Source organism: Oscillospiraceae bacterium, assembly GCA_025757685.1.
Taxonomy (GTDB): domain Bacteria; phylum Bacillota; class Clostridia; order Oscillospirales; family Acutalibacteraceae; genus CAG-217.
The window spans coordinates 61,277-85,000 of record CP107220.1; the positions used below are offsets into that span (position 1 = coordinate 61,277).

Here is a 23,724-nt window from a genome sequence, read left to right on the forward strand (position 1 = left end):
AAGGAGCATTTTCATGATCGAATATACCACCAAGTATGATGTGCGCAAGACCATGTATCAGAAGTTCGCGGAATCTGTGGCCAAGCGCGGCGATAAACCCTGCTTTTATTATTATAACAACACCCTGACCTGGAACCAGGTGGCGGATCTGGTAGACGCCTGCGCTGCCGGTATGCTGGCAAACGGTGTGCGCAAGGGCGACCGGGTGATCATCTGCGCCCCCAATATGCCCCAGTGCATTGCCGCCATTTATGCGGTGAATAAGATCGGCGCCGTGGCCTCCATGCTGCACCCGCTGTCTGTGGCCAGCGAGGCCAAGTATGCGGTAGATCTGGTCGATGCCAAGTTTGCTTTTTGCTTTGATGTGTCAGAGAAGGCCTTTGCCGGTATGAACCTGACTTTGGTGAAGTGCAAAACCGCTTCTTACTTCCCCAAGACTCCTTACGGCTGGATCGCTAACGCCATGTATAAGAAGAAGATCAAGGGCAAGACCGCACCGGCTGTGGGGGTGACCCGCTTCTATGAGTGGTCGGACTTCTTAAAGCAGGGCCGGGCGTATATTGCCAAGAACGGCAACCCGGAACCGGCCACCGATCCCCAGGCCACCGCTGCCATTATGATGACCGGCGGCACGACCGGCAATCCCAAGGGCGTAATGCTCTCCAGCGAGGCCATCAACAACCTGTCCTATGAGCTGGTGGATGTGGTGGAGGACACCATTAAGATCGACCTGGACCCGGACCACGATGCCATGCTGACTGCACTGCCGGTGTTTCACGGCTTTGGCTTTGCCCTTTGCATGCATGTGTCCATGTGTGTGGGTATGCCCCAGTCTCTGTGGCCCCAGTTTGACGCTAAAATGTGCTCAGATGCCATTCGCAAGTACCATATCAATTATGTTTTCGGCGTGCCGGACTTCTTTGAGAAGGTGTACAAGGCCGGCTACCTGAAGGGCGTGGATATGAGCACCATGAAGCTCATCGGCTCCGGCGGCGATGTGGTGCCTTATTCCTTAACAGAAAAGATGGACCGCCTGCTTCACGAGAACGGCTCCAAGTTCCACTTTGTGTCCGGCTACGGCCTGACCGAGTGCGTGACCGTGTGCAGCTTTACGGACCCCCGCAGAGAGGCGCCCCAGGGCTGTATCGGCGTGCCTACCTACAATATTGAAGTGATGACCGTAAAGCCCGGCACCACAGAGGAGGTAAAGGGCGAGGACGGCGAGCTGTGCGTTTACGGCCCCACCTTAATGCAGGGATATTACCACGACCCGGAGGAGACCGCCAAAGTGTTGGTGGAGCACCCGGACGGCAAGGTTTGGCTGCACACCGGCGATATGTGCTTCATTGACGAAAAAGGCGATATTTACTACCGCCAGCGGCTGAAGCGGGTGTATAAGATCAGCGGCTACCTGGTGTATCCTTCCTTTATTGAAGAGAGCTACCGTGCAATGGCCGAGATCTATGACTGCTGCGTCATCGGCACCGGCGAGGAGGGCAAGACCCAGCTGAAGATGTTTGTGGTGCGCAACAAGAATTATGCCCACGACGATGAGGCCGCCCTGACAGAGAAGATCCACGAGTTCGGTGTGCAGAACCTGTCCAAATGGTCCGTGCCCTGGGAGATTGAGTACATTGACGCTTTGCCCCGTACCAAGATCGGCAAGGTAGACTTCAAAGTGCTGAAATAAAATCAAATCGATAAAAAAGGACACCCGAGTGGGTGTCCTTTTTTGGTGCCTTTTATTTTTTCAGTTCCAGGTATTTGGCTTCTACTTTTGGAATGGTGACCTTTCCCCCCAAGGCAGAGGTGTAGGAGTATATGCCGTCGCAGGTGCCGTAAAAGGTGACAATATCATTTTCCAGTATGCGGGATTCGCCCTCGGCGCGCGCATAGGTTACATAGATCACACTGTCATAATCGTAGCCGTAGTCGTCTTTGGTTACAGCGATACGATATTCCACCGTGTCACCCCAGGTGGGTTCGATCACTTGCAAAACCTCGCCGGTGTACTTCATATTCTTGCCTTTATATTTGTCCGGGTCCCGAGCCACATCTTTATAGGTGTAGGTTTTGCAGCTGTCCTTAAACTGCTTTTTACTGGTGGTTGGTTCCGCCTTTGTGGTGGTTTTGCCCTTGGTGGTGTCCGATACGCTGGTGGTATCTTTGCCGGAATCGGCATCGCTGCTGTCGCCACTGCTGCCCAGTGCGCTGAAGAAAATGAAAACAGCAAGCACGATCAGTACCCAGAACCACCATTTTTTATACACCGGCTTTTTCGGCTTGCCCTGCTGCGGCGGATAGGGCTGCTGCGGGGGACAGGGCTGATAGTTGTTCTGTCCGGCGGGGTTGGTGTATTGGGGTTGCGGGGGTTGATTTTGGGGTTGATTTGGGTTGTATTGCTCCATTATGAGTCCTCCTTCTTTTACTTAGTACCTTCATAGTAACACATAAGTGCGCAAAATGTCAACATAAGTATTCAAAGACGGAAAAAATTTCGCATACACTACTGGTAAAGGAGTGTATGCTATGTTTCATCCCACATTGGACCCGCAGCTGGTGGGCGAGGTGATCGCTGCACGGCGCAAGAAGAAGGGCATATCTCAGGAGGTGCTCAGCGGTCTGGCGGATATTGGGCGCACCCACCTGTCTGCCATTGAGCGGGGCGAGCGCAAGCCCACCTTGGAGACTCTCTACCGCATTGCCTGCGCGCTGGATGTGCCTATGAGTGCGCTGGTGCTGGATATGGAGGCGGAGATGGCGCGCCGCCAAGGGTAAAGCGGCAAAACAAAAGCGCACACCGGTCGGCGTGCGCTTTCGCTGTGCCCTATGGCACGGAGGTATATGAGAAAGGGGAGGATGAATGCAAAGTGGAAGGCGGAAAACAGAAAACAATGAGATATTGTTAAGGGTTTGGTGGGAAAAGAAAAATGAAAAGAAAAGAAGGGGCGTTTCCCGCCTTTCGAGTATTAGTATAACGGCAAAAAGTGAGCGGAATATAGAAATAAAATGAAGAATTTGCGAATTCGGTTAACACTTTTCGGATAAAATATGACCATTTTGTTTCTTTTGCAAGAAATTGTCAAAACCGGTCGAAAGGGCGTAAATGTCCGGTAAATCCGCCCAATTGGTTGGTTACACGGCAGATTGTGCGGTTATTGTCCCATAAAATGTAAACAAAATGTAAACAAACGCAAAACAGTATTTCCTTTTCGATAGTATAATGTTATTCTGTACTAGCTCGGAGTGATCCGGGTTTCGGCGGAAGACGGTGTATCCGGAGGCTAGGTACTCTTCTCTTTCTTTTTTCATTTCTTTTTAATTTTTTCTTTGATTTTTCACTTACTTAGGCCGTTTTTAAAAAGACTCCAATCCTCCGAATTTTTGAATGCAAAACCACAGGCAGTTACCTGTGGTTTTTCTTTTTTCAGATAGCAGTATAAAGGAACAGGCGCACCCGTCGGGTGCGCCTGTTTTTGTTTTACCGGATTGTCTCTCTTGCAAAGGGGGGACTGAACGGTTAATTCTGCGTTTTCTGCTTCTTCTCCAGCTGGGTCTTTACCACTTGCAGTAGGACAATCAGCGCCAGACCGATCAAGAAGAAAACAATGCTGAAATTGTCTTTATTGAGGATCGCATTGGCTTTATCCACCGTTACCGGTCCGCTGACAATGGCGTACAGAGAGCCGATGAGCATGCCTAAAATCAGCATAACCATTTGACCGCGATACTTTTCCAAACTCTTTTGGATTCCCTTAACGGATACCAGCGCGCCGCAGATAACGCCCACGCCAAAGACGATGATCATGGGCAGCACCCCAAAGTGCAGATGCAACAACTCTTTGACCCCACTGATCACCGGCAGATACACGCCGAAGATCAGCAGCACAGTGGAGCCGGAAATGCCGGGCAGGAACATTGCGGTAATGGCAACCGCGCCGGCCAGGAACAAATACAGCGCCGTGGGTACGGAGAAGTGCGTCAGATCCACATCCACCACCTGAACCTTGGAATTCATATAAGTCAGCGCCGCCACAATGGCAATGCCAAGGATAACAAAGGGCGTGTATTGCCACTTCTTTTGGATACAGGCGTACTCTTCCTTTGCAATGATAAAGATAGAGGGGAAAATGAAGCCCAGGAACAGAGACGACACCGCATAAATATTGGTCTCAAAGAATTTGGTGAGAACCAATACCGCCAAAATCATACCCACAGCCCAGCCCAGCAGCAGTTTAATGAGATAGATCAGACCTTCTTTTTTCTCTTCCTTCTTGCCATAGAATACCTGGTTGATAGAGCCGATGAACTTGTCATAAAATCCCAGAATCAGCGCAATGGTGCCACCGGACACGCCGGGCACGCTATCCGCCAGCGCCATACAAAAGCCGTTGATCATTGTTCGGATCATAAATTGTCCTCCTGATTTGTAATATCCTCAATACTATATCACATTTTGGCGGCATTGTATGCACTTTTTTGCAAAATTTAACCGGGAATTAACAAAGAAACAAAAAGAACGGACCGATAAAGGATCGGTCCGTTGTGTATGCGGTGTGTTTTTTTATTCTTGCGTTTGGGCAGCGGCACGGGCGGCAGCTTCTTTTTCTGCTCGCCGCTGGGCGCGCTTCTTTTTGGCCTTGTAGCCCAGCAGTTTATCCACCCACTCTTGCGGGGTGGTGCAGGTGCCCAAGGTTACGGTCTTGGCACCGTAAATGCCGTGGAAGTCTGAGCCGCCGGTCATCAGCAAGTCATGCGCCTTGCAAATTTCTGTCAACCGGTGCACATCGTCCTCCGTTGCAGAGGGGTGCCACACCTCAATGCCGTCCAGTCCCAGGTCAATGTATTTCTCAATTTCGTCAAAGTTGTCATAAAACGCCGGATGCGCCAGTACGGCAATACCGCCTGCGCCGTGCACTTCCTCCAGCACTTCCTCAATGGATGGGTACTTGGTGGGAGCCAGCACGTTGGTCTCGCTCTCTCGGCTGAACAGCGCATGGAACAGATCGCCGAAGATCTCATTGGTGTAACCGGCGTCCATCAAGGCGTGCATAATATGCTGCTTGTATAGGTTGGTGGAGCCGGAAGCGTGAGAAATAATAAAATCTGAGGTAATGGGGAAGCGCCCGGCCACCTTGAGCATCATAATCTGCCCGGCCCGTTTGCGGGCGATGGAGGTGCGCTTGCACAGCCCTTCCAGCCGATCCGGCGCATCTGCCAGATAGCAGAGAATGTGCACCTTTTTGCCGGCCTCATTATCAATGGCACTGATTTCCACGCCGGGGATCACATTCACCCCATAGCGTTTGCCGATCACTTTGCCGCGTACGGTACCTGCAAGGCAGTCATGGTCAGTAATGGCGATGGTGTCAATGCCGCTTTTTTGGGCAATGACGATTAGATCCTCGATCCCCACAGAACCGTCGCTGAGTTTTGTATGACAATGTAAATCTGCGGCCATAACCATACTCCTTCCAAAGGATAACCGTGAAAATTAGACAAAATTTGTCCTGTTCGTATATTTTACCATTCTAAAGCCGGTGTTGCAAGAGTTTTCTTGTATATTCTACCAAAAAACAGCGGTCTTTTTTTGTCACTTTTGCTTAAAATCATTCAACGCCCGGTACAATCGGCTTACCGGCAAGCCCACCACATTGAAGTAATCGCCCTGAATCTCTTGCACCAGTAGGCTGCCATAGCCCTGTATACCGTAGGCGCCGGCCTTGTCCATGCATTCGCCGGTGGCAATGTAGGCGTCGATCTCCGCCGCCGTCAGGTCAAAGAAGCGCACCCGGGTCTCGCAGGAGAAAGTCAGATGCCGTTCTCCCTGTACCAGGCTCACGCCGGTAAACACGCTGTGCCACCGCCCGCTTAGGTGAGCGAGCACTTGCCGTGCTTCTGCTTCATCGGCAGGCTTGCCCAGAATCATACCGTCTACGGCAACCACTGTGTCGGCACCGATAACAATCTGCGCTCCATTGTTGAGAGGCAGCGCCTTGCGCAGGGACAGCTGCTCCACGGCCGCTGCCGGAGCGATACCGGCGGGCAGGCTCTCGTCCACATCGGTACCCTGTACGGTAAAATCCCGGGTAATATGCGCCAGCAGTTCACGCCGCCGGGGCGAATTGGAAGCTAAGATTATCATAACGCACCTCGCTGATACAGTCCTCGGGTGTAGGGGAAATCGGGTTTTTGCCCGGCAGCGAACAGATCCAGCACCTGCTGCACCTGCTGCTGACTTTCAACAGAAAAATAAAAATGTGCATAGGCGGTGTGCATTTCTCGCATACGGTCGCCCATATAAAGCGGTACGCCGTTGAGCAGTTGGGTGCAGCCGTAGGGATTGCACACCACGGGAAAGGTGCAGCCCTTGCGGTCGGTCAGCCGGCCTTGCTTTTGGCAGGCGGCGCAGCCGATGTGTGCTTGCACCGGACAGTTGCGGGTGAGCATTAAGGGCAGATGACCGTACACCAGTGCGCCCACATCGTTGCCGTTTGCCGCCAGGCGGTTTACATCCTCTTGTCGCAGTTCAAAGCTGGCCAGTGGGTGGGGCAGCAGATGCGCGGTGCGGCTGTTAAACACATTCAGTCCAAAGTCGCCGTAAGGCTCCAATTCCGCCGCCCGGGCGATCTGTACCGCGCCCAGGTCCGGGCATAGGGCGTTTTTTACGCCTGCCGCTTTCAGTATTGCCAATTCCTGGCAGATTTTATTCTCTATGCCAAAGACGCCCCGGGGCAGTTCCACCCCGGCGTTGTGTGCCAGCAGGGTGTTTGCCGGTGTGCCCAGGGGCAGAAAGATCCGCCGAAAGGGGTGGTTCTCCGGAATTTGCGCCGCGCTTGCAAAGCGGGCGGTGTAGTAGGGCTTGCCTGCCGTGCCGCCGGAGGGCAGAGGCGGTAAAGGTCGACGCTCCACCGGTGCAGGCGGTGCGGCTTCCAAACGGTCTGCAATCTCTCGCCGCAGGGCATTCACGGCCGCTGCCGGTAAAAACAGGCCGTCGTCTATCTCTATGTCTATCTTTTTTACATAATAAGGGGTGCCGCCCCATTTGCCCAGCCGTTGCGCCAGGCTTTCCGCCGTTAGGGCAGCGTTGCGGGCAGGCTGGGGCACATCGCCGTCGGCTGTTACCGTGCGACCGTCTTCTAAAGTGGCACGCAGGGTCACCGGTTCCCCGGCGCGGCAGGTGGCTTGCAGGTTCAATCCCAGCAGGGGCTGCTCTTTTTCATAAGTGTGCGCCAAATCTCGCAGCACATCCTTGGCTGCCGTTACATCCGCCTTGCTGCGCACGCCGAACATGGCGCTGCCTCGCTGATCGGTAAAATAGCCGTCGGTAAACCCGCTGCGGGAGAATACGCTTTGCAGCTGCGCCTCGTCCGTCGGGTCCAGAACGCCGGCAATAGCGTGCTTTACCGCCGTTACGGCGGCAGCCACATATTCCGGCCGTTTCATACGGCCCTCAATTTTTAAGGACAGCACACCCAGATCACCGATTTTTTTCAAGTGGCGAACCAGGCTTAGATCTTTCAAGCTCAAATCGCAGCTTCCGCTGGCGTCTGCGGAGAAGGGCAGGCGGCAAGGTTGGGCGCAAAGGCCCCGGTTGCCGCTGCGGGCGCCCAGTACAGAGGACAGGTAGCACTGCCCGCTGACGCACATACAAAGCGCGCCGTGCACAAACAGCTCCAGTTCCATTTGGGTGCTGCGGCGAATTTCCTCGATCTCGGCGGCAGTCATCTCTCTGGGGATGACCGCTCGGCGAAAGCCCATTTTCTCCAGCGCTTGAAACCCGGCAGGCGTGGTAACGCTACACTGGGTGGAGGCGTGCAGATGCACACCCGGGTACACAGCTGCCAGCGCGGCAGCCAGTCCCAGATCTTGCACGATAAAAGCGTCTACCCCGGCGTCCAGCGCGTTACCGGCAGCCGCAACGGCACCGGGCAGCTCGCTGTCGCTGACCAGGGTATTTAGAGTCATATAAACTTTTACGCCGCGGGTGTGGCAATACTGTACGGCCGCTTGCAGCTCCTGGGGCGAAAAATTGCCGGCGCCCCGCCGGGCGTTAAAGGTCTGCCCTCCCAGGTAGACCGCATGGGCGCCACAGCGAACACCGGCAATTAACGACTCCATGCTGCCTGCCGGAGCCAAAATCTCAAATTGCATATTTACTTATTCTCTGCAATGCGCTCACGCAGGGAGCTGATCTCCCGGTTGAGCCGCTCAATCTCACGGCGCGCCACATCCACTTCCATCCGGGCGCGGGCGCTGTCCTCCAAATAATCCTTGATCTGGGCACGCAGATTGTCGGAGGAAGCGGTGGATTTTTTGCAGGTGTCTGCCTTGTCCAGCGCAGTGAGCACCGCTGCTTGGGTTACGGAAAGACTGGGGTTCTCATTGATAATGCTGCGCATTTCCTTGTCCAGCTCCTCGGCCAACTCCTCCACATACTCTGGTGCGTCATCGGTGAGCACCGTGTAGGCGGAACCGCCGATCTTTAAGTGTACTCTGTTTTTTGCCATTGCCATCACCATTGCCCTTTCGGCTCTATCTAAAGTTACAGTCGCGGCGCCGCAACCCCGCAAGGGAACTACGCACCTATCGACAAAATATCCTACTTTTAGTATAGCAAGGAAAGAAAGGCTTGTCAATCCAAATTCCCGCCCGCCGGGCGGAAAATCCTTACAGGTTTCAAAGTGTAACGATTTATTCACAAAAAGCCGTAAAATCGTTCAAAAATGATCTCTATACTGTAAATTGTAAGGCGAGAGCCTTATGGGAAAACTTTTTCCATCTTTTTCTATCATATATCCTCTATAACGGAAAGGGCCGCAGTGTTATGCTGCGGCTCTTTTCGTTTTTTATCGTGTTCTGTATCGTGAGTTACGGGCTTATTTCTTTTGCCTTCCGGTCTTTGTCTTTGCTTTGGGTGCATAGTCCTTCATGTCCGGCAACGCACCGCCGGCCACCGCCCAAAAGTACAGGCTGGCCACGCTGCAATAGGGACTGAGCCTGCGCCGGTACTTCTCAAACAATTTGCGGTCGATTTTGCGATGATGGTATACCATGCGCATGCCACGATGAATGGCCAGATCGCCGTAGCTCAGTATGTTGGGACGCTGCATACAAAACAGCAGAATCATTTCCGCTGTCCACACCCCAATGCCGTTTAAGGACGAAAGCGCTTTGATAGCCTCATCGTCCGGCATGGACCAAACTGCCTCTATATCAAAGCTGCCGTCCAGCACCTTTTGGGCAAAATCGGTGATGTACTCTGCCTTTTTGTAAGATATGCCCAGCGCCTGTAATCTCTCCACACCGGCGCCCAGCACCGTCTTCGCATGCACGGTGCCCAGTGCGTCGCACATACGCTGCCAAATGGTGGCCTGGGCCTTGGTGGAGATTTGCTGGCCGATGATGTGGTGCACCACTGCGGAGAACAGGTCCGTATCCACCGTGCGGTGCACCGGCCCTATGCGGTCAATCACCTCTGCCAGGCGTTTGTCCTTTTGCCGCAGAAAATCAAGTTCTTTTTCGCCGTAAATAAAATACATGTTTTTTCTCCGATCACGTTTGATTTTTGTCTGTGCTTGTATAAGTTCTTCCTTTTTTTGCATCGCATCTTTTCCAATTTTTTACTTTTCCTTGCCTTAAACTGATTTTTAGCAAGATATACTGAGGGCAGAAAGCAGAAAGGAAGTGACTCTATGCTCTGTTCTTTATGGACCCGGGGGCGTTCTGTGTTGCTGATCGGCGTTCTTTTATTGGGAAATGGGCTGCCTTGGCAGCGCGCGGCAGATGATCCGTATGCTTTTGTGCCGGAGCCGGAGGACACGGTACAGATTGCCTGCGTGGGCAACAGCGATTTGTATTCCGGCTTTGTGCCGCCTGTACTGTGGGGAAATCAAGGGTATAGCGCCACTGTGTACGCCTCTGCCCGTCAGTCGCTGACCAAATCTTACGCCCTGCTGGAGCGTGTGTTTGCCACCCAGTCTCCGGAGCTGGTGGTGCTGGAAACGGATATGCTCTATGACCACAATCCGCAGGAAAGAGAAATGCCCCGGGTGCTGGCCCGTCAAACGAGGGCGAAACACCTGGGACAGGATATGCGCAATTTAGCCTCTGTGTTTCGGCAGACCGGTGCACAAGTGACGCCCGGCGATTTTCCCTCTATTCGTCGCACCCACGGCTACCGCTACAGTACCAAGGTTACCCGGCTGGCAATGCCGGACTATATGGCAGACACCGGGGAACGGGAGCAGATCCGTGCGGAAAACCGAAAAGCAGCGGATCGGATTTTGCAGCTTTGCCGGGAAAACGGCGCACAGCTGTTGCTGGTGGAGCTGCCCACCGTAACTTCCTGGAATGCAGCCCGCCATCGAGGTGTGGCGGAATTTGCAGCCGCTCGAGAATTGGAATTTCTGGATTTGAACCTGCTGTACGATCAAATGGGATTGGACAGCGCCGTCGCTTTTCGGGACGCAGGCAATCACCTGAATGTAACCGGTGCTACCGCCGTTACTGCCTACTTGGGGCGGTATATTGCCCGCCAGTACCGTCTGCCGGATCTGCGCGGCAATTCCCGTTATGCCAACCGTCAAGAGGAATGGGTATGCTACCGCCGGTTTGTAAACGGAAATATATAAAACAGCGGAGCGATGGAGGTATGGAACCGTATAATCGCTTTTGCCAAAAAAGGCGGGAGCAGTCCCTTGTGATGGATGGTATTTGGCTTTACAAACGAATGTTGGTGTAGACCCCGTAGTGGTCGGACACATAGCCGCCGCTCAGGTCGTTTAAGACGGTATAATCGCTGCCGGCGCCCAGTGCGGTGTTCTCTTTCCGTACTGTATTATATCATAATTGTAACACGGATTTATAAAAGAAATGTGAACAAAAAGCAAAGCGCAAGGAAGAATATGTCTTGCGCTTGATTTACGATTATGGCTTCGTCTTTTCTTTACTTGCAGTACAGTTTTTTGGCACACATTGGACGATAACTTAATCGGTGTGTCGGTTGGCTCCCGCATTTTTTCAGCCGCTGGTTGTCCATACTTGCTTGATGCAAAAACCGCCTGACGCAGGTGCGGTTTTTGCGTGTCCCTTGCAATTTCACAATCGGGGCGTATATAATAGATACATTCTATTGCGCGAGGACAATCATGGAAAAGAACTGGACCACCGGCAGCGTGCTGCAAAGCATTTGGCGCTTTTCGCTGCCGTATCTGCTCTCTTATTTTTTACAGACGCTATACGGTATGGCAGATTTACTGATTATCGGCCGTTTTGGCACGGTGGCAGATACCACCGCCGTATCCGTTGGCTCCCAGGTGATGCACATGCTCACCGTTATGTTGCTGGGGCTGGCGATGGGCACCACCGTTTGCATCGGCCAGGCGGTGGGCGCCGGAGATCGGCGGCGTGCCGGGCGCTTTACCGGCAACACCATTACCCTATTTTTTGGCTTGTCGTTGGTGCTTACGGTGATTTTGCTGATCCTGCGGCACACGCTGGTCGGCTTGGTGTCTACCCCCGCAGAAGCGGTGGAGGGCACAGTGGCCTACCTGACCGTGTGCTTTTTAGGTGTTCCCTTTATTACGGCATATAACATCATCAGCGCCATCTTCCGTGGTATGGGCGACAGCAAGCGGCCCATGTACTTTATCGCCGTGGCCTGCGTTTGCAATATCGTGCTGGACTGCCTGTTTATGGGGCCGCTGCATATGGGCTCCACCGGTGCTGCTCTGGGTACCACTTTAAGCCAGGGGATCAGCGTGGCGGTGGCGCTGCTTTTCTTAAAACGCGGGGGTAGTGGCATTCGCCTGCAAAAGGCGGATCTGAGACCCAGCCGCCCGGTTGCCGGTGCCATTTTGAGGATCGGCGTGCCCATCGCCCTGCAAGATGGGCTGATCCAGGTGGCGTTTATCATTATTATTGTTATTGCCAACCGCCGGGGGCTGAATGATGCCGCTGCCGTGGGTATTGTGGAGAAAATCATCAGCTTTTTGTTCCTGGTGCCCTCGACCATGCTGTCTACCGTGTCTGCCCTGGGCGCCCAGTGTATCGGTGCCGGCAATCCCCGACGGGCGGTGCAGACCCTGCGCTACGCTCTGTTGCTAGCTGTGGGCTTTGGGGTGATCGTGACGGTCGTTATTCAGTTCGTTTCTGAGCCGGTGGTGGCGCTGTTCACCTCGGATACCACCGCTGCCGGCGCACAGGTTGTGCGCCTGGGTGGGCAGTACCTGCGAGGGTATATTTTCGATTGCATTTTTGCAGGCGTGCACTTTTGCTTTAGCGGATACTTCTGTGCTTGCGGCCGCTCCGGCCTGAGCTTTTTGCACAATATTCTGTCCATCTCTCTGGTGCGCGTGCCCGGGGCGTACTTGACCTCGCTGCGCTTCCCGGACACCCTATTCCCGATGGGACTGGCTACCGCAGTCGGTTCTCTCTTGTCCGTGACCATCTGTCTGGTGGCTTTTGCCCTTTTGCAGCGCAAGGCCCGACGATCGCCAACGGCGGAATAAAAAAACGCACTCGACTTTTCCAGGTCGGGTGCGTTTTCTAGATTTACAATCGAATGTTGGCGTAGACCCCGTAGTGGTCGGACACATAGCCGCCGCTCAGGTCGTTTAAGACGGTGTAGCCGCTGCCGGTGCCGCTGGTGAAGATAAAGTCGATGGGCTCGCTTCCGGTATCGCAGTAGCCCCACTCCTGGTAGGTCATGGTTTTCTTGGCAGGGTCGGTGCAGTCTTGCAGTCGGGCGGCGATTCGACGGTAGGCCTCGTCCTCTTGCGTTTCGTTAAAATCACCGGTGAGCACCACGCCGGCCTCTTTGCCGTACTTGGCCTGCAAGGCGGTTAGGTGTTCGATGATTACCTCGGCGCCAAAGTCCGCTGCCTGCTGGGAGGCGTTATCCAGGTGGGTGTTGAGAAACAGCAGCCGCTTGCCGGTGGTGCGGTCTTGCAGCACCACATAGCTGCAAATGCGGTAGCAGCCGGCTTGGCCGGGCTGTCCGTTTTCGTCCGTGTAGGTGTAGCGGCTGGCTTTGTTCGGCGTTTCACTGAGCCAAAAGGTGTTCTTCTCTAAAGCGGTGTACTTGGTTTTATTCCAAAAGACCGGGTTCATCTCGCTGTTCCAGTCCGTAGCGTCGCCGCCCCGCTGCACGCCGTAGGCATCGTAGTCCGGCAGGGTGGATTGCAGCGCTTTATACCAGTAGATGTTCATTTCCTGGGTGCCGATCAAGTCCGGCTTGCATTGGTTCATATAGGCGGCAAAGCGCGCGCAGCGGGTCATACTGTCCGTATCGTCAAAGCGGTTGCCAAACACACTGGCCACATTAAAAGTGACCGTCCGTACATCATCGGTCTCACTGCCGGGTGCGGTGTATTGCGCCGGTTGCGCCTTATAAAGGAAACAAAGAGAAAGCACAATGGGCACCGCCAGCAGGGCTGTTACGCCTGCGGCAGCCGGGCGTATTTTTTTGCCGCTGACTTTGGTGTGCAGCAGAAATTGCAGCAGGTAAATGCCAAAGGTCACCGCCAACCCGACCTTGGCCCGGGCGCCGAACCCAATGGCTAAAAAAGCCGTCAGCGCAAAGACGGCAGCGTTTATCCAAAAGACGGTCATATTCCGCCGATCGCCGCCCTTGGCCGCGGTGAACAGGGAACAGATCAGTTCCGCGATTCCCAGCACCAGCGCGCAGAAAACGGCTGCCACCGCAAAGCCGTAGCCTTTATCGGTCATCATGGGTCGCAGGTCTGCACCGTGGTTGGACAGGCAGAGAATGATGGTGATCAGCGATACATTCTTGTGCCCGGCGTAGAACATAGGCAAGCACAGCGTGCCCAGGGGTGCCAGCAGCGCCAGCTGGCGCAGAATGTGCCAAGGGGTCTGCATGGTAGAATTTTTCAGTCGGTGCCAAAAGCCGGCTTGGTTGCCGGGTGTGGATGTGGTACGCATGATTTCACCTTCCATAATTATATTTGTATTTTGTGCATCGGGTTTGTGACAAGCCAATACGGATGCGTTGGCAGGCAGATGGTATCCGCCCCCTCTGTGCAGGCGGAGAGAAATTTGCTCGCCCCACCATAGCGCCGATTTGCCAAAATCGGGCACACCATCCTACCTTGATTATATAAGAAGATCCGCCGGGTGTCAACGGATAGAATTTGCCCAGCCGGTAGTATTCGGTTCTGCCGGGCGCTATTTCTTCTCGTTGGGACAGTCTGTAATGCCAAAGTAAGATTTTTCCACGCTGCCGTATAGGTCGCCAAGTGCTTCTTTTTCGTCTATCCGGGATAGGTTGGCTTTATCAACGTAAAGGCAGTAACCGCCGGATATGGGCGTGTATCTTTTCTTGTACGGAATGGCCTGTCGGGTCAGGTATGCTTCATATAGCTGTAATTTGACTTGGTTCTTGGTTTCTAAAATTTTATGTTTCATACGGCTTCCTCTTTCAAAATTCCAGGCGCAGCTGGGGGTCCAGCCAACTGGTTTGGGTGGCTTGGTGTACCATGTCACAGGGTCTAGCAACATTTGTACAGATGACCGCAGGCGTCATAGGCGCCGATGCCTACCTGTTATTGGTACGCTGGAAGGGCTCGTCACTCAGTATCGAAAGGTCCACTGGACCTTTCTCCCAAATTTTTTCGCTTCGCTCAAAATTTGGACACTCGTGTTCGAATCCCTACAACCCAAAACATAATAAAAAGCCGTAAAACGCAAAAGCGTTCTACGGCTTTTTGGTACGCTGGAAGGGATTCGAACCCCCGACCTTCTGGTTCGTAGCCAGACACTCTATCCAACTGAGCTACCAGCGCATATGCAAAAGCACTACTGCGCTTTTGCTCAAATAATATAGCACATCGCATTGCAAAATGCAAGCCTTTTAGGTGATATTTTTTAAATAATCTTCTAAAAGATCGGCGGCCAGGGCGCATAATTCGGCGCAGGGACGCTTTTTGTAGTAGCCCTCCGTGCGGGGTTCCGCCTGGGGCGTGGGTTTCACATTCGGGTCCAGTCCCAGGAGCACCCGGCACACCAGGGAGCCGGTCTCCGCCTGAAAGCCCTTTGCCACCTGCTGCACCATGGCGTAGACCTCGCTTTTCGGCCGATCGCCGTAGAGGGCAGACAGTACAAAAGTCACGCCGGAGATGGTGCCGCACACTTCACGCATACGACCCATACCGCCGCCAAAGCCTATGGTGAGCCGGGCGATGGTGTCCGGGTCCATACCAATCTTATCTTGGAACGCCAAAGCCACCGCTTGGCTGCAATTATAGCCGGACTTGAAGTTTTGCCGAGCCAGATCGCCTTTGGTCATCAGTCCGTACCTCCGGGCATGACCTCCGGCGCAGTTTCCACAAACTTGGCAGAGATGGTCATATCCTTGCTGCCTACGGTAAAGGAATAGGTGGAGTCGGTGGATTGCAGTTCGCCGTTCATATACCAGCCGTCAAAGTCATAGCCGTCTCTGGGGGTGGCGGTGAGGGTTACATTGTCACCCTCCTCGTATTTGCCGCTTCCGGTGACGCTGCCGCCGCCCTGGGTGCGTACATTTACCCGCACACTGCTGTCTTGGGTAGTGGTCGTCTGTTTTTTGGTGGTGGTCTCTTTCTTCGTGGTGGTCTCCGTAGGCTTCTCGGTGGTGGTTTCCGCCGGCTTCTCGGTAGCATAATTGTTATTGGTATAGTCCCGGTCGTCGCTAACAGGGACAGAGACGGAGGTGTCCGGCACCGTGGTGGTTTCCTTGTCGTGATGGCCGGAGGCCACGGCGATGATGATACCCACCACCACGGCAATGAGCACCACGCACAGCACGATAATGATGATCATGCTCTGCTTATTCTTTTGCTGCAACTTTTTTTCTTCCTCCGGGTTCGGCCGGGGGGCAGGTGCAGGTGCGCCGTCGGGTGTTGCGCCGGCAGGCTGCTGATCTGCTTGCGCGCTCAGCTCATTTTCATCATATAGGGGGGAACCGCATACTTCGCAGATATAGCGGCTGTCATCGTTCTCCGCTCCGCAATTTTTACATCTCATATCTGAAACCTCGCTTGTTGATTTTCGCTTGATGAACAGGGGCGAAAAATGCCCCCATCTACACAAAAGTATAGCACACTGCCGTGCAAATCGCAATAAATATGTTAAAAATACAGGCGATATGAAAAATTAAACACTAATTTTGTAAATGGGGCTTGACTTTTTGGTAAATTTAATATAAATTTTATATGTACGTTTTTGTAAAACGGATTTCGACTTTTGAAAGGGGAAACTATACGTATGAAGAAATACGCATTCAAGGGCCTCGGTTTGGTGCTTGCAGTTGCACTGATCGTTGGCTGCTTTGCCGGTTGTGCAAAGATCAACTATGTGACCGACGGCGCGATCCAGGCAATCAATGAGGTGAAGGACGGCAGCTGGAAGACCAAGGGTCAGGAAGACGCTGGTACCAGTGAAGCGGATTATGATAAGCCCGTTATTGAGGAATTCAAGGCCGGTACTTACGGCGGCGTTGAGTTTAAGGATGTGGCCGCTGTTGCCGATTATTACAAGCAGGCTTACGACTACACCAAGACCTTGACCGCCCAGTATAAGGACGATAAAGGCCAGACGCAGACCTACTACAAGATGCTTTGCGAAGAGGATCTGAATGTACATGACATTGCCATTGACGGCAGCGTGAACAAGACCATCAATAACATGGTTCCCGGTATCGTAAAGCCCATTTACAAGCCCGGTTTGAACGGTCTGGTTCCCTCCACCAACAGAGATCCTAAGCTGGATACGGACGAGTGGGACGGCAAGGGTGAGTCCCTGCAGACCAGCCGCCTGGTGGCTGATGATCTGGTGACTGCCAATGTGAAGGACAATGGCGACGGCACCATCACCCTGCAGATGCAGCCCAAGTATGTAAACATGAGTGCACCCGGTAAGGACGCACAGGGTCATATGTTCCAGTCTTTGGGCGCCATCGATTCCACCGTGGACAGCATCACCGTACTGTCTTGGTCCGAGGGCACTACTGCCGATAACTGCAAGGTGAATTACTACGGCGGTACCGCTACCGTGACCATCAACACCAAGACCAAGGAGATCACCAAGGCCGATTATGTGATGGAAGCTCACGTGGTTGTATCTCACGCTTGCATCGCTGTAATCCGTGATAAGAACGCCACCGTGGATGTTACCATGAAGTGGTCTGCACCTGCCAGCGAAAAGTACATGCAGGAAAAAAAGGGTGTTACCAGGGCGTAAACACCTGTTCCGATTTTACAAAAAGCAAAGGAATTCCGCACCTCCGGGTGCGGAATTTTTTGTTTTCGGGGCGGCATAAACATAGGCCGATCGTCACGGCGTGTGGGTTGGGATAAATTCACTGCGGATTTATGTTGCTTTGACGGCGGTTATCCTGTATAATGAAGTGGAACGCACCCTCGGGGGCGTATCCCTTATATTAAGGAGAATAGAATGAGCGAAAAAATACCAAACTATAATTATGATGCAGACGAGGTACTGAATGATTTTAAGTCCAAGTTTGCCTGGCCCAAGCGAGATGAAGTGCAGGCGGTGGTCAAGCCGGGCAAAATGCCCTTGCGGCTGCTGCTGTGCGCCCTGATCACTGCGGTGGTGGGCGGCATTGCCTATTATATGATGCTGCCGGCACTGAATGTGCACGACACCCAGCTGTATCTGTTTTTGATCTTGTTGGTGGTGGTATTTGCCGGGTCCTTTTTCCTGGTGTGCCGGGCCAACAAGAAGGCGGAGCGTCTGGAATATGTGAAGAAAAAGACCCTGATACCGGTGGTCATTGTGGCGGTGATCGCTGTGGTGATGCTGGTGGGTTTCCTGGTAGGTGCCACCATTTTCCGTGCTTCCTCTTACAGCGATCTGATGACGGTGCAGAACAGCGACTTTGACCGGGATTTCTCCGACATCAGCTATGATGAGGTGCCCCGGATCGACGCCTCTCGGGCCAAGACCCTGGCAGACCAGCAGTTGGGCTCTCTGTCTCAGTACAAGAGCCAGTATGTGGTTGCGGACGCCACCACGCAGATCAACTACCGGGGCGTGCCCTGCCGTGTGGCCAGCCTGCAATATGCGGATGTATTCAAGTGGGTCAACAATACCAAAAACGGCTTGCCCGCGTATATTCTGATTGATGTGGTGAGCCAAAAGGTTACTGTGGTCAACTGTGTGGAGCAGTTCGGCAGCGGTATCCAGTATTCCCCGGCGGAGTATTTTAATGAAAAGTTGATTCGTCACCTGCGGTTCCAGTACCCGACCAAGCTGCTGGATACCCCTAATTTTGAGATCGACGAGAGCGGTCACCCCTATTGGGTGACGGCATCCCTGACCAAGAAAATTGGTCTGTTTGGCGGCACGGATGTGCAGGGCGCCATTGTAACGGACGCGCTCAGCGGCGAAAGCAAGTATTATCCCATCGACACCGTGCGCAAGGACAAGAGCCTGAACTGGATTGATGTGGTGTATAGTGACCAGCTGCTGATCGAGCAATACAACTATTACGGCAAGCTGAAGAAGGGCTTTTGGAACTCGATTATTTTCCAGAACGATGTGAATGTGGCCTCCAGCGGCAACGGCTATATTGCCATGGACGATGATGTGTGGGTGTACACCGGCATTACCTCTTCTAAGACGGACACCTCCAACTTCGGCTTTATCCTGTGCAACCAGCGCACCAAGGAGGTGCGGTATTACCAGAACGGCGGTGCCATTGAAACCTCTGCTATGGAGTCTGCCCAGGATGCGGTGCAGAACTTTGGTTATGCAGCCACATTCCCCATTTTGCTGGATATTGAGGGTCAGCCCTCCTACTTTATGAGTCTGTACGGCGACAGCAATACCGTCAAGGGCTATGCGCTAGTCAGCCTGGAGGATAAGACGGTGGTAGGCACCGGTCTGATTGATACCAACAGTGACGCCAAGGCGTTGAATACGGCGGTGGAGAACTATATCAACGCCATGAAGGACAAGGGTTGGATCGCCAAGACAGTGGATGCATCGGATTATGTAAAGGACGAGGCAGAGATTGCCACTGCCGGCGGAGAACAGACGGACGGCAAGACGACGGAGACGCCCCAGCAGTCCCAGTCCACAAACGGCAAGACGATCACCGGCAAGATCACGGACATTAAGTCCTCGGTAAACGACGGCAACACCGTTTATTACTTGCAGGTGGACGGCGTGTATTACTATATTCGGGTCACCGATTGCATGCAGGTGCTGCTGCTGCAAAAGGGCGACACGGTAGAGATTACGCCACAGGGTGACGCTAAGGACGGCTTTGCCCAAGCTGCCGCAGTGAAAGCAAAATAACAAACAAAAATCCCCTGTGTGCCGCTTGGCATACAGGGAATTTCTTTGCCTGACAGGCCACAGAACGGTCTGTCAGGCATTTTTATTCGGTTTCCGTAAAGGGAGACGGCTTGGCTAAAAACGCCTTCAGCGCGTCCATTTGTTCCATGGCATTGCGGTAGCCGGTTTGATAAATCTGCTCCAGCTTGTCTGTGTTGCGCTCTAAGGTGGGGCAGTGCAGCGGATGGTCCGGTGCAATCACAAAGGCATCGCCTCGGCCTTGGGCGTCCCACACTGTTTCCAGTTGGCGGTTGTATATTTTATACCGGTTCAGTATCGCCCGGGTCATCAGCGGATATTTGCGGAATATACGCCGAATCAGGCGCGCATGACCCATAGGCTGCTTTTGATAATTTCGATCTTGCGTGAGCACCACTACTGCCTTTTGGCACCCGTCTTCGTAGGCGTGCGCCAGGGGAATGGAGTCGGTGACCCCGCCGTCAAAGTACCGGTCTTTGCCCAGCACAACCCCCTTGGTGGCGCCGGGCAGGGCACAGCTGGCCCGCAGAATGGGGCAGCCCCGTTTGTGGAAGTCCTTGGGGTACATATATTCCGCCTTGCCGGTGAGGGCGTTGGTGACCACCACGCACAAGGTGGTGTTCGCCCGGTCATAGGCCTCTTGGTCCAAGGGGGACAAATCGTAGCTTAATTCCCCAAACAACCACTCGCCGTTTAAGAATTCGCCGTTTTTTACCATGTTTTCCAGGCTCATAAAGCGTTTGTCGCCGCTGTACTGAATGGAAATATCATGTTGACGACCCCGGCATTTGCCGATGTAAGACACAGCATTGCAGCTGCCTGCCGACACGCCGATCACATAAGGGAAGGTGATCCCCTGATCCATAAAGGCGTCCAGCACGCCGCTGGTGTAGATGGCACGGTTGCCGCCGCCCTCCAGCACCAATCCGCAGGAATACATAGAATACCTCCAAAAAAAGTTAGGGGACGGCGAAAGCCATCCCCTCATTGCATTGTATTTTGCTTATTTGGCAGCCTTTTTAGCAGGTGCCTTTTTCTTAGATGCGCTCTTTTTGGCGGGCGCCTTTTTCTCAGCCGGCTCTGCCTTTTCCTGCACCTGGGTGTCTGCAGCGGCGGTCTCTACGATCTCCAGATCGTTATCGCACTCGAAGAAGTCGCTGTCGTCGAAATACTCTGCCTCTTTGGGAGCAGTCAGCTTCTGGATCGCAAGATATACGGCAACGGCCACGCCTGCAATGGCAACGATGGCACTAATGACTTTCAGGATCGTTTTGAAATTCATAATAATGAACCCCCTTATAAAATCTGTTTCTATTATAAATGGATTTGGCGGCAAAGTCAAGCGCCAAAACAGCAGAAAGATGTCTACTTTCGCAAAAGCCGCGGCCGATGACAAAAAAGAACGCTCCCTGCAAATGCAGGAAGCGAAAATTCGATAGAAACCGAGTGTCGGCGCTTATGCGCGGTTCAGTTTGCTGACCAAATTGCTCTTTTTGCGGGCTGCGGTGTTCTTGTGCAGCAGGTTCTTGGCAGCGGCCTGGTCGATCTTCTTGCAGGCAAACTGCACAGCCTGGGTCTTGTCCTCAGCGTTGGCATCAATAGCGGCATTTGCCTTCTTGATGGCGGTCTTGAGGGCGGTGTTGCGGGCCTTGTTGTTGGCGGCCTTTACAGCGTTGACCTTGACTCTCTTTTTAGCAGACTTAATGTTGGGCATGGTTTTCACTCCTTTAGCGGTGGATTAGGTAGAAGGGCATAGCCCCGTTTTCTTTTTAATGCCTAAACATCATAGCACACGCAAATCTAAAATGCAAGTATTTTTTTCTTTTTGGACATACTTTTATTGAAAAACTATGAAAATCAGGTGAAAAATATGGAAAATCGCACAGATTTGGCACTGGAAAGCTATGAAAATCAGCAAAAAACCGCGCTGCCCGGTGTAAAAGTGCGGGAGCAGGATGGCATTTCCGTGGTGGAAGTGCTGGACGCCCGAGGCGAAAAAGCCCTGGGCAAACCGGTGGGCAAGTATATCACCTACCGGGTGTCGCCCATGGCGCAGGAGACCCAGCTGTTTGATGGGCGGCTGGAGCGGATCGCCGATCTGCTGCGGGGGCTGCTGCCGGATCACCCCACCGGGGTATTGGTTGCCGGGGTGGGCAACACCGCCATCACTGCGGATGCGTTGGGGCCGGAGACCAACCGCTATGTGCTGGCCACCCGTCACATTGCCGGAGAACTGCGCCGGGCGCTGGGACCGCTGACGGATGTGTCTACCGTTACCACCGGGGTGCTGGGCAACACCGGTATGGAGAGCGCCGAGGTGGTGGCGGGTATGGTTCACACGGTGCGTCCGGACTGCGTGCTTGTGGTGGACGCGCTGGCGGCATCGTCGGCGGATCGGTTGGGCACCACGGTGCAGCTGTCAAATGCAGGCATTGCCCCCGGCTCCGGGGTGGGCAATCATCGGCGGGAGATCAGTGCCCGGGTGCTGGGCGTGCCGGTGGTGGCACTGGGTATTCCCACGGTGGTCAGCAGTCGGGTGTTGGGCGGTACGGCGGAGGAGATGTATGTGACCCCCAGAGAGATCGACCAGCTGATTAACCGGGGGGCCAAGTTGCTTGGTATGTCCATCAATGTGTGCCTCCAGCGGCACTTGCAGCCCCGGGATCTGTACACGCTGGTGGGATAATCCGGCGCCGGCGTGCATATTCTTATATGAGAATAGAAGCAGGACGAAGCCAAAGGAGCTGGATATGAAAAAAGAACGGGCGGCCTTCTTTTGCAATATTGCGGCGGCGGTATTGGTCACGGCGGTGCTGGTGAGCGCGGCACCCCGGATCTCTGCCGTCGGTGCGGTGGGTCAGCGGGTGGCGGCGGTGTTTTCGCCCACCTATTTCAGCAGCAAAATAAATACAGAATTTTCTACTATAAAATCGGCGCAAACGACGCATACTAAGACTACCGCGACCCGGGAGGCTCAGGCAATGCACCCCATTTCAGGGAAGGACAGCGACCCTTATGCGCACATTACCGAGACCCCGGCGGATGTGGCTAAGTTGATGCAGCAAGAGAAAAAAGTGATCGGCAGACAAAAGCAGGTGGGCAAAACCAGCGAGGAGAGTTACCAGGGCGGGGGGACGATCTTGTCTTTCGGTTCGCTGGCAATTCAAAGCAAGATCCCCGCTTCGTTTTATCGTCCGGACATAGAGGCACTCCTTAAACAGAAGGCGGCCCTGTCCGTGCCCAACGCGGCCAAGCCGACGGTGCTGATCTATCACAGCCACACCACAGAGGGCTACACCCTCCTGGACGCGGGTTATTATACCAAGTCCACCGACCTGCGCAGCGACAGCAGTACCCAAAATATGGTGCGGGTCGGGGACGAACTTTGCGCGTATCTGGAAAAGTGCGGGATCGGCGTGGTGCACGACCGCACCACCCACGACAAGGACTACTCCGGCGCCTACGACCACTCCCGCAAGACGGTGGCGGGGTATTTGGAGAAGTACCCGTCCATAGAGATCACCATTGATGTGCACCGGGACGATATTACATACGATAATAAGACCAAGGTGAAGCCTACCGCCAAGATCAAGGGTAAAAAAGCCGCCCGGATGATGATCATTGCCGGGTGCGAATACAATCGGGTCAAGAACTTTCCGGACTGGGAATATAACCTGCGCTTTGACCTGGCAGTGCAGCAGCAAGTGGAGAAACAGTACCCGGGGCTGATGCGTCCCATTCTCTTTTCCGAGCGTAAGTACAATATGGATATGACCCGCAATTCCTTTTTACTGGAGGTGGGCACGGACGGCAACACCCTGGACGAAGCCTGCTATTCCGCTCGGCTGTTCGCCACCGCCTTGGCCCGGGTTATTCAGGATTATGAAAAATAAGGAGCCGTTATGAAGAAACACCCAACCCCCATTTTGCTTCTGTTGTGCACAATACTGTTGATCGGCGGCACGGCAGTGGCCTACTGCAACACACGCAGCTTCGGTTTTGAGCCGGACGCCAAGTGGATCACCTATAATGACGGGGGCTTTACCGTGTATGACTTTCGGGTAGAATACCGGCAGTTGGCAGAAGGCTGGCAAAGTTTTTCAAATTTTTTTCCAAAGAAAAGTCAAACCTGTTTTTATGATAAAATGGAATTCTGATTGGTGCGCACGGCGAATACCGTGCGCTTTTCTCTGCTGTATATAATGTATATAAATAATAAAGGATTTGGAGAAACGCTCGGCAGAGTGTGAAAGAACTTGAAAAAACTTGAAAAAAAGTGTTGACTTTTGCCTTGCACTTTGGTATTATAGCTAAGCGCTCGAGAGAAGAGCGGCCGGCCAAAAGGTCGGGTAAGGACCTTGAAAATTAAACAACGACGAGAAA

General features: G+C 53.5%; 23 protein-coding genes and 1 tRNA gene. 9 read left to right on the forward strand and 15 right to left on the reverse strand.

Annotated elements, in window-relative coordinates; all coding sequences use genetic code 11:
- The first annotated feature begins 13 nt into the window (after nucleotides 1-13).
- A complete protein-coding gene (locus OGM59_00285; protein ID UYI90945.1) occupies nucleotides 14-1,690 on the forward strand; it encodes an acyl--CoA ligase in 1,677 nt (558 codons plus the stop codon).
- Between the two features lie 52 nt (nucleotides 1,691-1,742).
- Here OGM59_00285 and OGM59_00290 read toward each other — a convergent pair whose 3' ends face one another.
- Nucleotides 1,743-2,408 (reverse strand): hypothetical protein, encoded by a 666-nt coding sequence (locus OGM59_00290; GenBank protein UYI90946.1) that lies wholly within the window; start codon nucleotides 2,406-2,408, stop codon nucleotides 1,743-1,745.
- A gap of 121 nt (nucleotides 2,409-2,529) precedes the next feature.
- On the opposite strand from OGM59_00290, the gene OGM59_00295 reads away from it, so the two are divergent.
- Nucleotides 2,530-2,778 (forward strand): helix-turn-helix domain-containing protein, encoded by a 249-nt coding sequence (locus OGM59_00295; GenBank protein ID UYI90947.1) that lies wholly within the window; start codon nucleotides 2,530-2,532, stop codon nucleotides 2,776-2,778.
- Nucleotides 2,779-3,520: 742 nt separating this feature from the next.
- On the opposite strand, the gene OGM59_00300 is transcribed toward OGM59_00295, so the two are convergent.
- The 6 genes from OGM59_00300 to OGM59_00325 all read right to left on the reverse strand — a co-directional run bounded on the left by OGM59_00300 (nucleotide 3,521) and on the right by OGM59_00325 (nucleotide 9,542).
- On the reverse strand, nucleotides 3,521-4,411 hold the full coding sequence (locus OGM59_00300) for a DUF368 domain-containing protein (GenBank protein ID UYI90948.1): 891 nt from the start codon (nucleotides 4,409-4,411) through the stop codon (nucleotides 3,521-3,523).
- Between the two features lie 153 nt (nucleotides 4,412-4,564).
- Nucleotides 4,565-5,461, reverse strand: coding sequence for a PHP domain-containing protein (locus OGM59_00305; GenBank protein UYI90949.1), 897 nt, complete (start codon nucleotides 5,459-5,461; stop codon nucleotides 4,565-4,567).
- Between the two features lie 132 nt (nucleotides 5,462-5,593).
- A complete protein-coding gene (locus OGM59_00310) occupies nucleotides 5,594-6,145 on the reverse strand; it encodes a Maf family protein (GenBank protein ID UYI90950.1) in 552 nt (183 codons plus the stop codon).
- A complete protein-coding gene (locus OGM59_00315; protein ID UYI90951.1) occupies nucleotides 6,142-8,154 on the reverse strand; it encodes a U32 family peptidase in 2,013 nt (670 codons plus the stop codon). The genes OGM59_00310 and OGM59_00315 overlap by 4 nt, the downstream gene beginning before the upstream one ends.
- 2 nt (nucleotides 8,155-8,156) lie before the next feature.
- Nucleotides 8,157-8,510 (reverse strand): cell division protein ZapA, encoded by a 354-nt coding sequence (locus OGM59_00320; GenBank protein ID UYI90952.1) that lies wholly within the window; start codon nucleotides 8,508-8,510, stop codon nucleotides 8,157-8,159.
- Between the two features lie 369 nt (nucleotides 8,511-8,879).
- On the reverse strand, nucleotides 8,880-9,542 hold the full coding sequence (locus tag OGM59_00325) for a DNA-3-methyladenine glycosylase 2 family protein (GenBank protein UYI90953.1): 663 nt from the start codon (nucleotides 9,540-9,542) through the stop codon (nucleotides 8,880-8,882).
- A gap of 153 nt (nucleotides 9,543-9,695) precedes the next feature.
- Here OGM59_00325 and OGM59_00330 point away from each other — a divergent pair, with 153 nt between their 5' ends.
- Both OGM59_00330 and OGM59_00335 read left to right on the forward strand, forming a co-directional pair.
- Nucleotides 9,696-10,634, forward strand: a complete 939-nt coding sequence (locus tag OGM59_00330; GenBank protein UYI90954.1) for a hypothetical protein — start codon at nucleotides 9,696-9,698, stop codon at nucleotides 10,632-10,634.
- Nucleotides 10,635-11,150: 516 nt separating this feature from the next.
- Nucleotides 11,151-12,512, forward strand: a complete 1,362-nt coding sequence (locus tag OGM59_00335; protein UYI90955.1) for an MATE family efflux transporter — start codon at nucleotides 11,151-11,153, stop codon at nucleotides 12,510-12,512.
- Between the two features lie 43 nt (nucleotides 12,513-12,555).
- Here OGM59_00335 and OGM59_00340 read toward each other — a convergent pair whose 3' ends face one another.
- The 5 genes from OGM59_00340 to OGM59_00360 all read right to left on the reverse strand — a co-directional run bounded on the left by OGM59_00340 (nucleotide 12,556) and on the right by OGM59_00360 (nucleotide 16,026).
- Complete coding sequence (locus OGM59_00340; protein ID UYI90956.1) at nucleotides 12,556-13,947, reverse strand: endonuclease/exonuclease/phosphatase family protein; 1,392 nt, start codon at nucleotides 13,945-13,947, stop codon at nucleotides 12,556-12,558.
- Between the two features lie 243 nt (nucleotides 13,948-14,190).
- Complete coding sequence (locus OGM59_00345; protein UYI90957.1) at nucleotides 14,191-14,430, reverse strand: hypothetical protein; 240 nt, start codon at nucleotides 14,428-14,430, stop codon at nucleotides 14,191-14,193.
- 300 nt (nucleotides 14,431-14,730) lie between these two features.
- A tRNA-Arg gene (locus OGM59_00350) sits at nucleotides 14,731-14,807 on the reverse strand.
- Nucleotides 14,808-14,875: 68 nt separating this feature from the next.
- The gene (locus OGM59_00355; protein ID UYI90958.1) at nucleotides 14,876-15,310 is read right to left on the reverse strand and encodes a C-GCAxxG-C-C family protein; all 435 of its coding nucleotides are present in this window, start codon (nucleotides 15,308-15,310) and stop codon (nucleotides 14,876-14,878) included.
- Nucleotides 15,310-16,026 carry an InlB B-repeat-containing protein gene (locus tag OGM59_00360; GenBank protein UYI90959.1) on the reverse strand — a complete coding sequence of 239 codons (717 nt, stop codon included), beginning with the start codon at nucleotides 16,024-16,026 and terminating at the stop codon, nucleotides 15,310-15,312. The genes OGM59_00355 and OGM59_00360 overlap by 1 nt, the downstream gene beginning before the upstream one ends.
- Before the next feature lie 240 nt (nucleotides 16,027-16,266).
- Here OGM59_00360 and OGM59_00365 point away from each other — a divergent pair, with 240 nt between their 5' ends.
- Entirely contained in the window at nucleotides 16,267-17,241 is a 975-nt protein-coding gene (locus tag OGM59_00365; GenBank protein UYI90960.1) for a hypothetical protein, read from the forward strand.
- A gap of 213 nt (nucleotides 17,242-17,454) precedes the next feature.
- Complete coding sequence (locus OGM59_00370; GenBank protein ID UYI90961.1) at nucleotides 17,455-19,323, forward strand: CvpA family protein; 1,869 nt, start codon at nucleotides 17,455-17,457, stop codon at nucleotides 19,321-19,323.
- Between the two features lie 82 nt (nucleotides 19,324-19,405).
- Here OGM59_00370 and OGM59_00375 read toward each other — a convergent pair whose 3' ends face one another.
- From OGM59_00375 to rpsT, 3 genes are all read right to left on the reverse strand, one after another.
- Nucleotides 19,406-20,281, reverse strand: a complete 876-nt coding sequence (locus OGM59_00375; GenBank protein UYI90962.1) for a patatin family protein — start codon at nucleotides 20,279-20,281, stop codon at nucleotides 19,406-19,408.
- 63 nt (nucleotides 20,282-20,344) lie between these two features.
- Nucleotides 20,345-20,623 carry a hypothetical protein gene (locus OGM59_00380; GenBank protein UYI90963.1) on the reverse strand — a complete coding sequence of 93 codons (279 nt, stop codon included), beginning with the start codon at nucleotides 20,621-20,623 and terminating at the stop codon, nucleotides 20,345-20,347.
- A 174-nt stretch (nucleotides 20,624-20,797) separates the two neighbouring features.
- Nucleotides 20,798-21,055 (reverse strand): 30S ribosomal protein S20, encoded by a 258-nt coding sequence (gene rpsT / locus OGM59_00385; GenBank protein ID UYI90964.1) that lies wholly within the window; start codon nucleotides 21,053-21,055, stop codon nucleotides 20,798-20,800.
- A gap of 156 nt (nucleotides 21,056-21,211) precedes the next feature.
- On the opposite strand from rpsT, the gene gpr reads away from it, so the two are divergent.
- From gpr to OGM59_00400, 3 genes are all read left to right on the forward strand, one after another.
- Nucleotides 21,212-22,027, forward strand: coding sequence for a GPR endopeptidase (gene gpr, locus OGM59_00390; GenBank protein ID UYI90965.1), 816 nt, complete (start codon nucleotides 21,212-21,214; stop codon nucleotides 22,025-22,027).
- Nucleotides 22,028-22,091: 64 nt separating this feature from the next.
- Nucleotides 22,092-23,234, forward strand: coding sequence for a stage II sporulation protein P (locus OGM59_00395; protein ID UYI90966.1), 1,143 nt, complete (start codon nucleotides 22,092-22,094; stop codon nucleotides 23,232-23,234).
- 9 nt (nucleotides 23,235-23,243) lie between these two features.
- Nucleotides 23,244-23,498, forward strand: a complete 255-nt coding sequence (locus OGM59_00400; GenBank protein UYI90967.1) for a hypothetical protein — start codon at nucleotides 23,244-23,246, stop codon at nucleotides 23,496-23,498.
- Nucleotides 23,499-23,724: the final 226 nt, after the last annotated feature.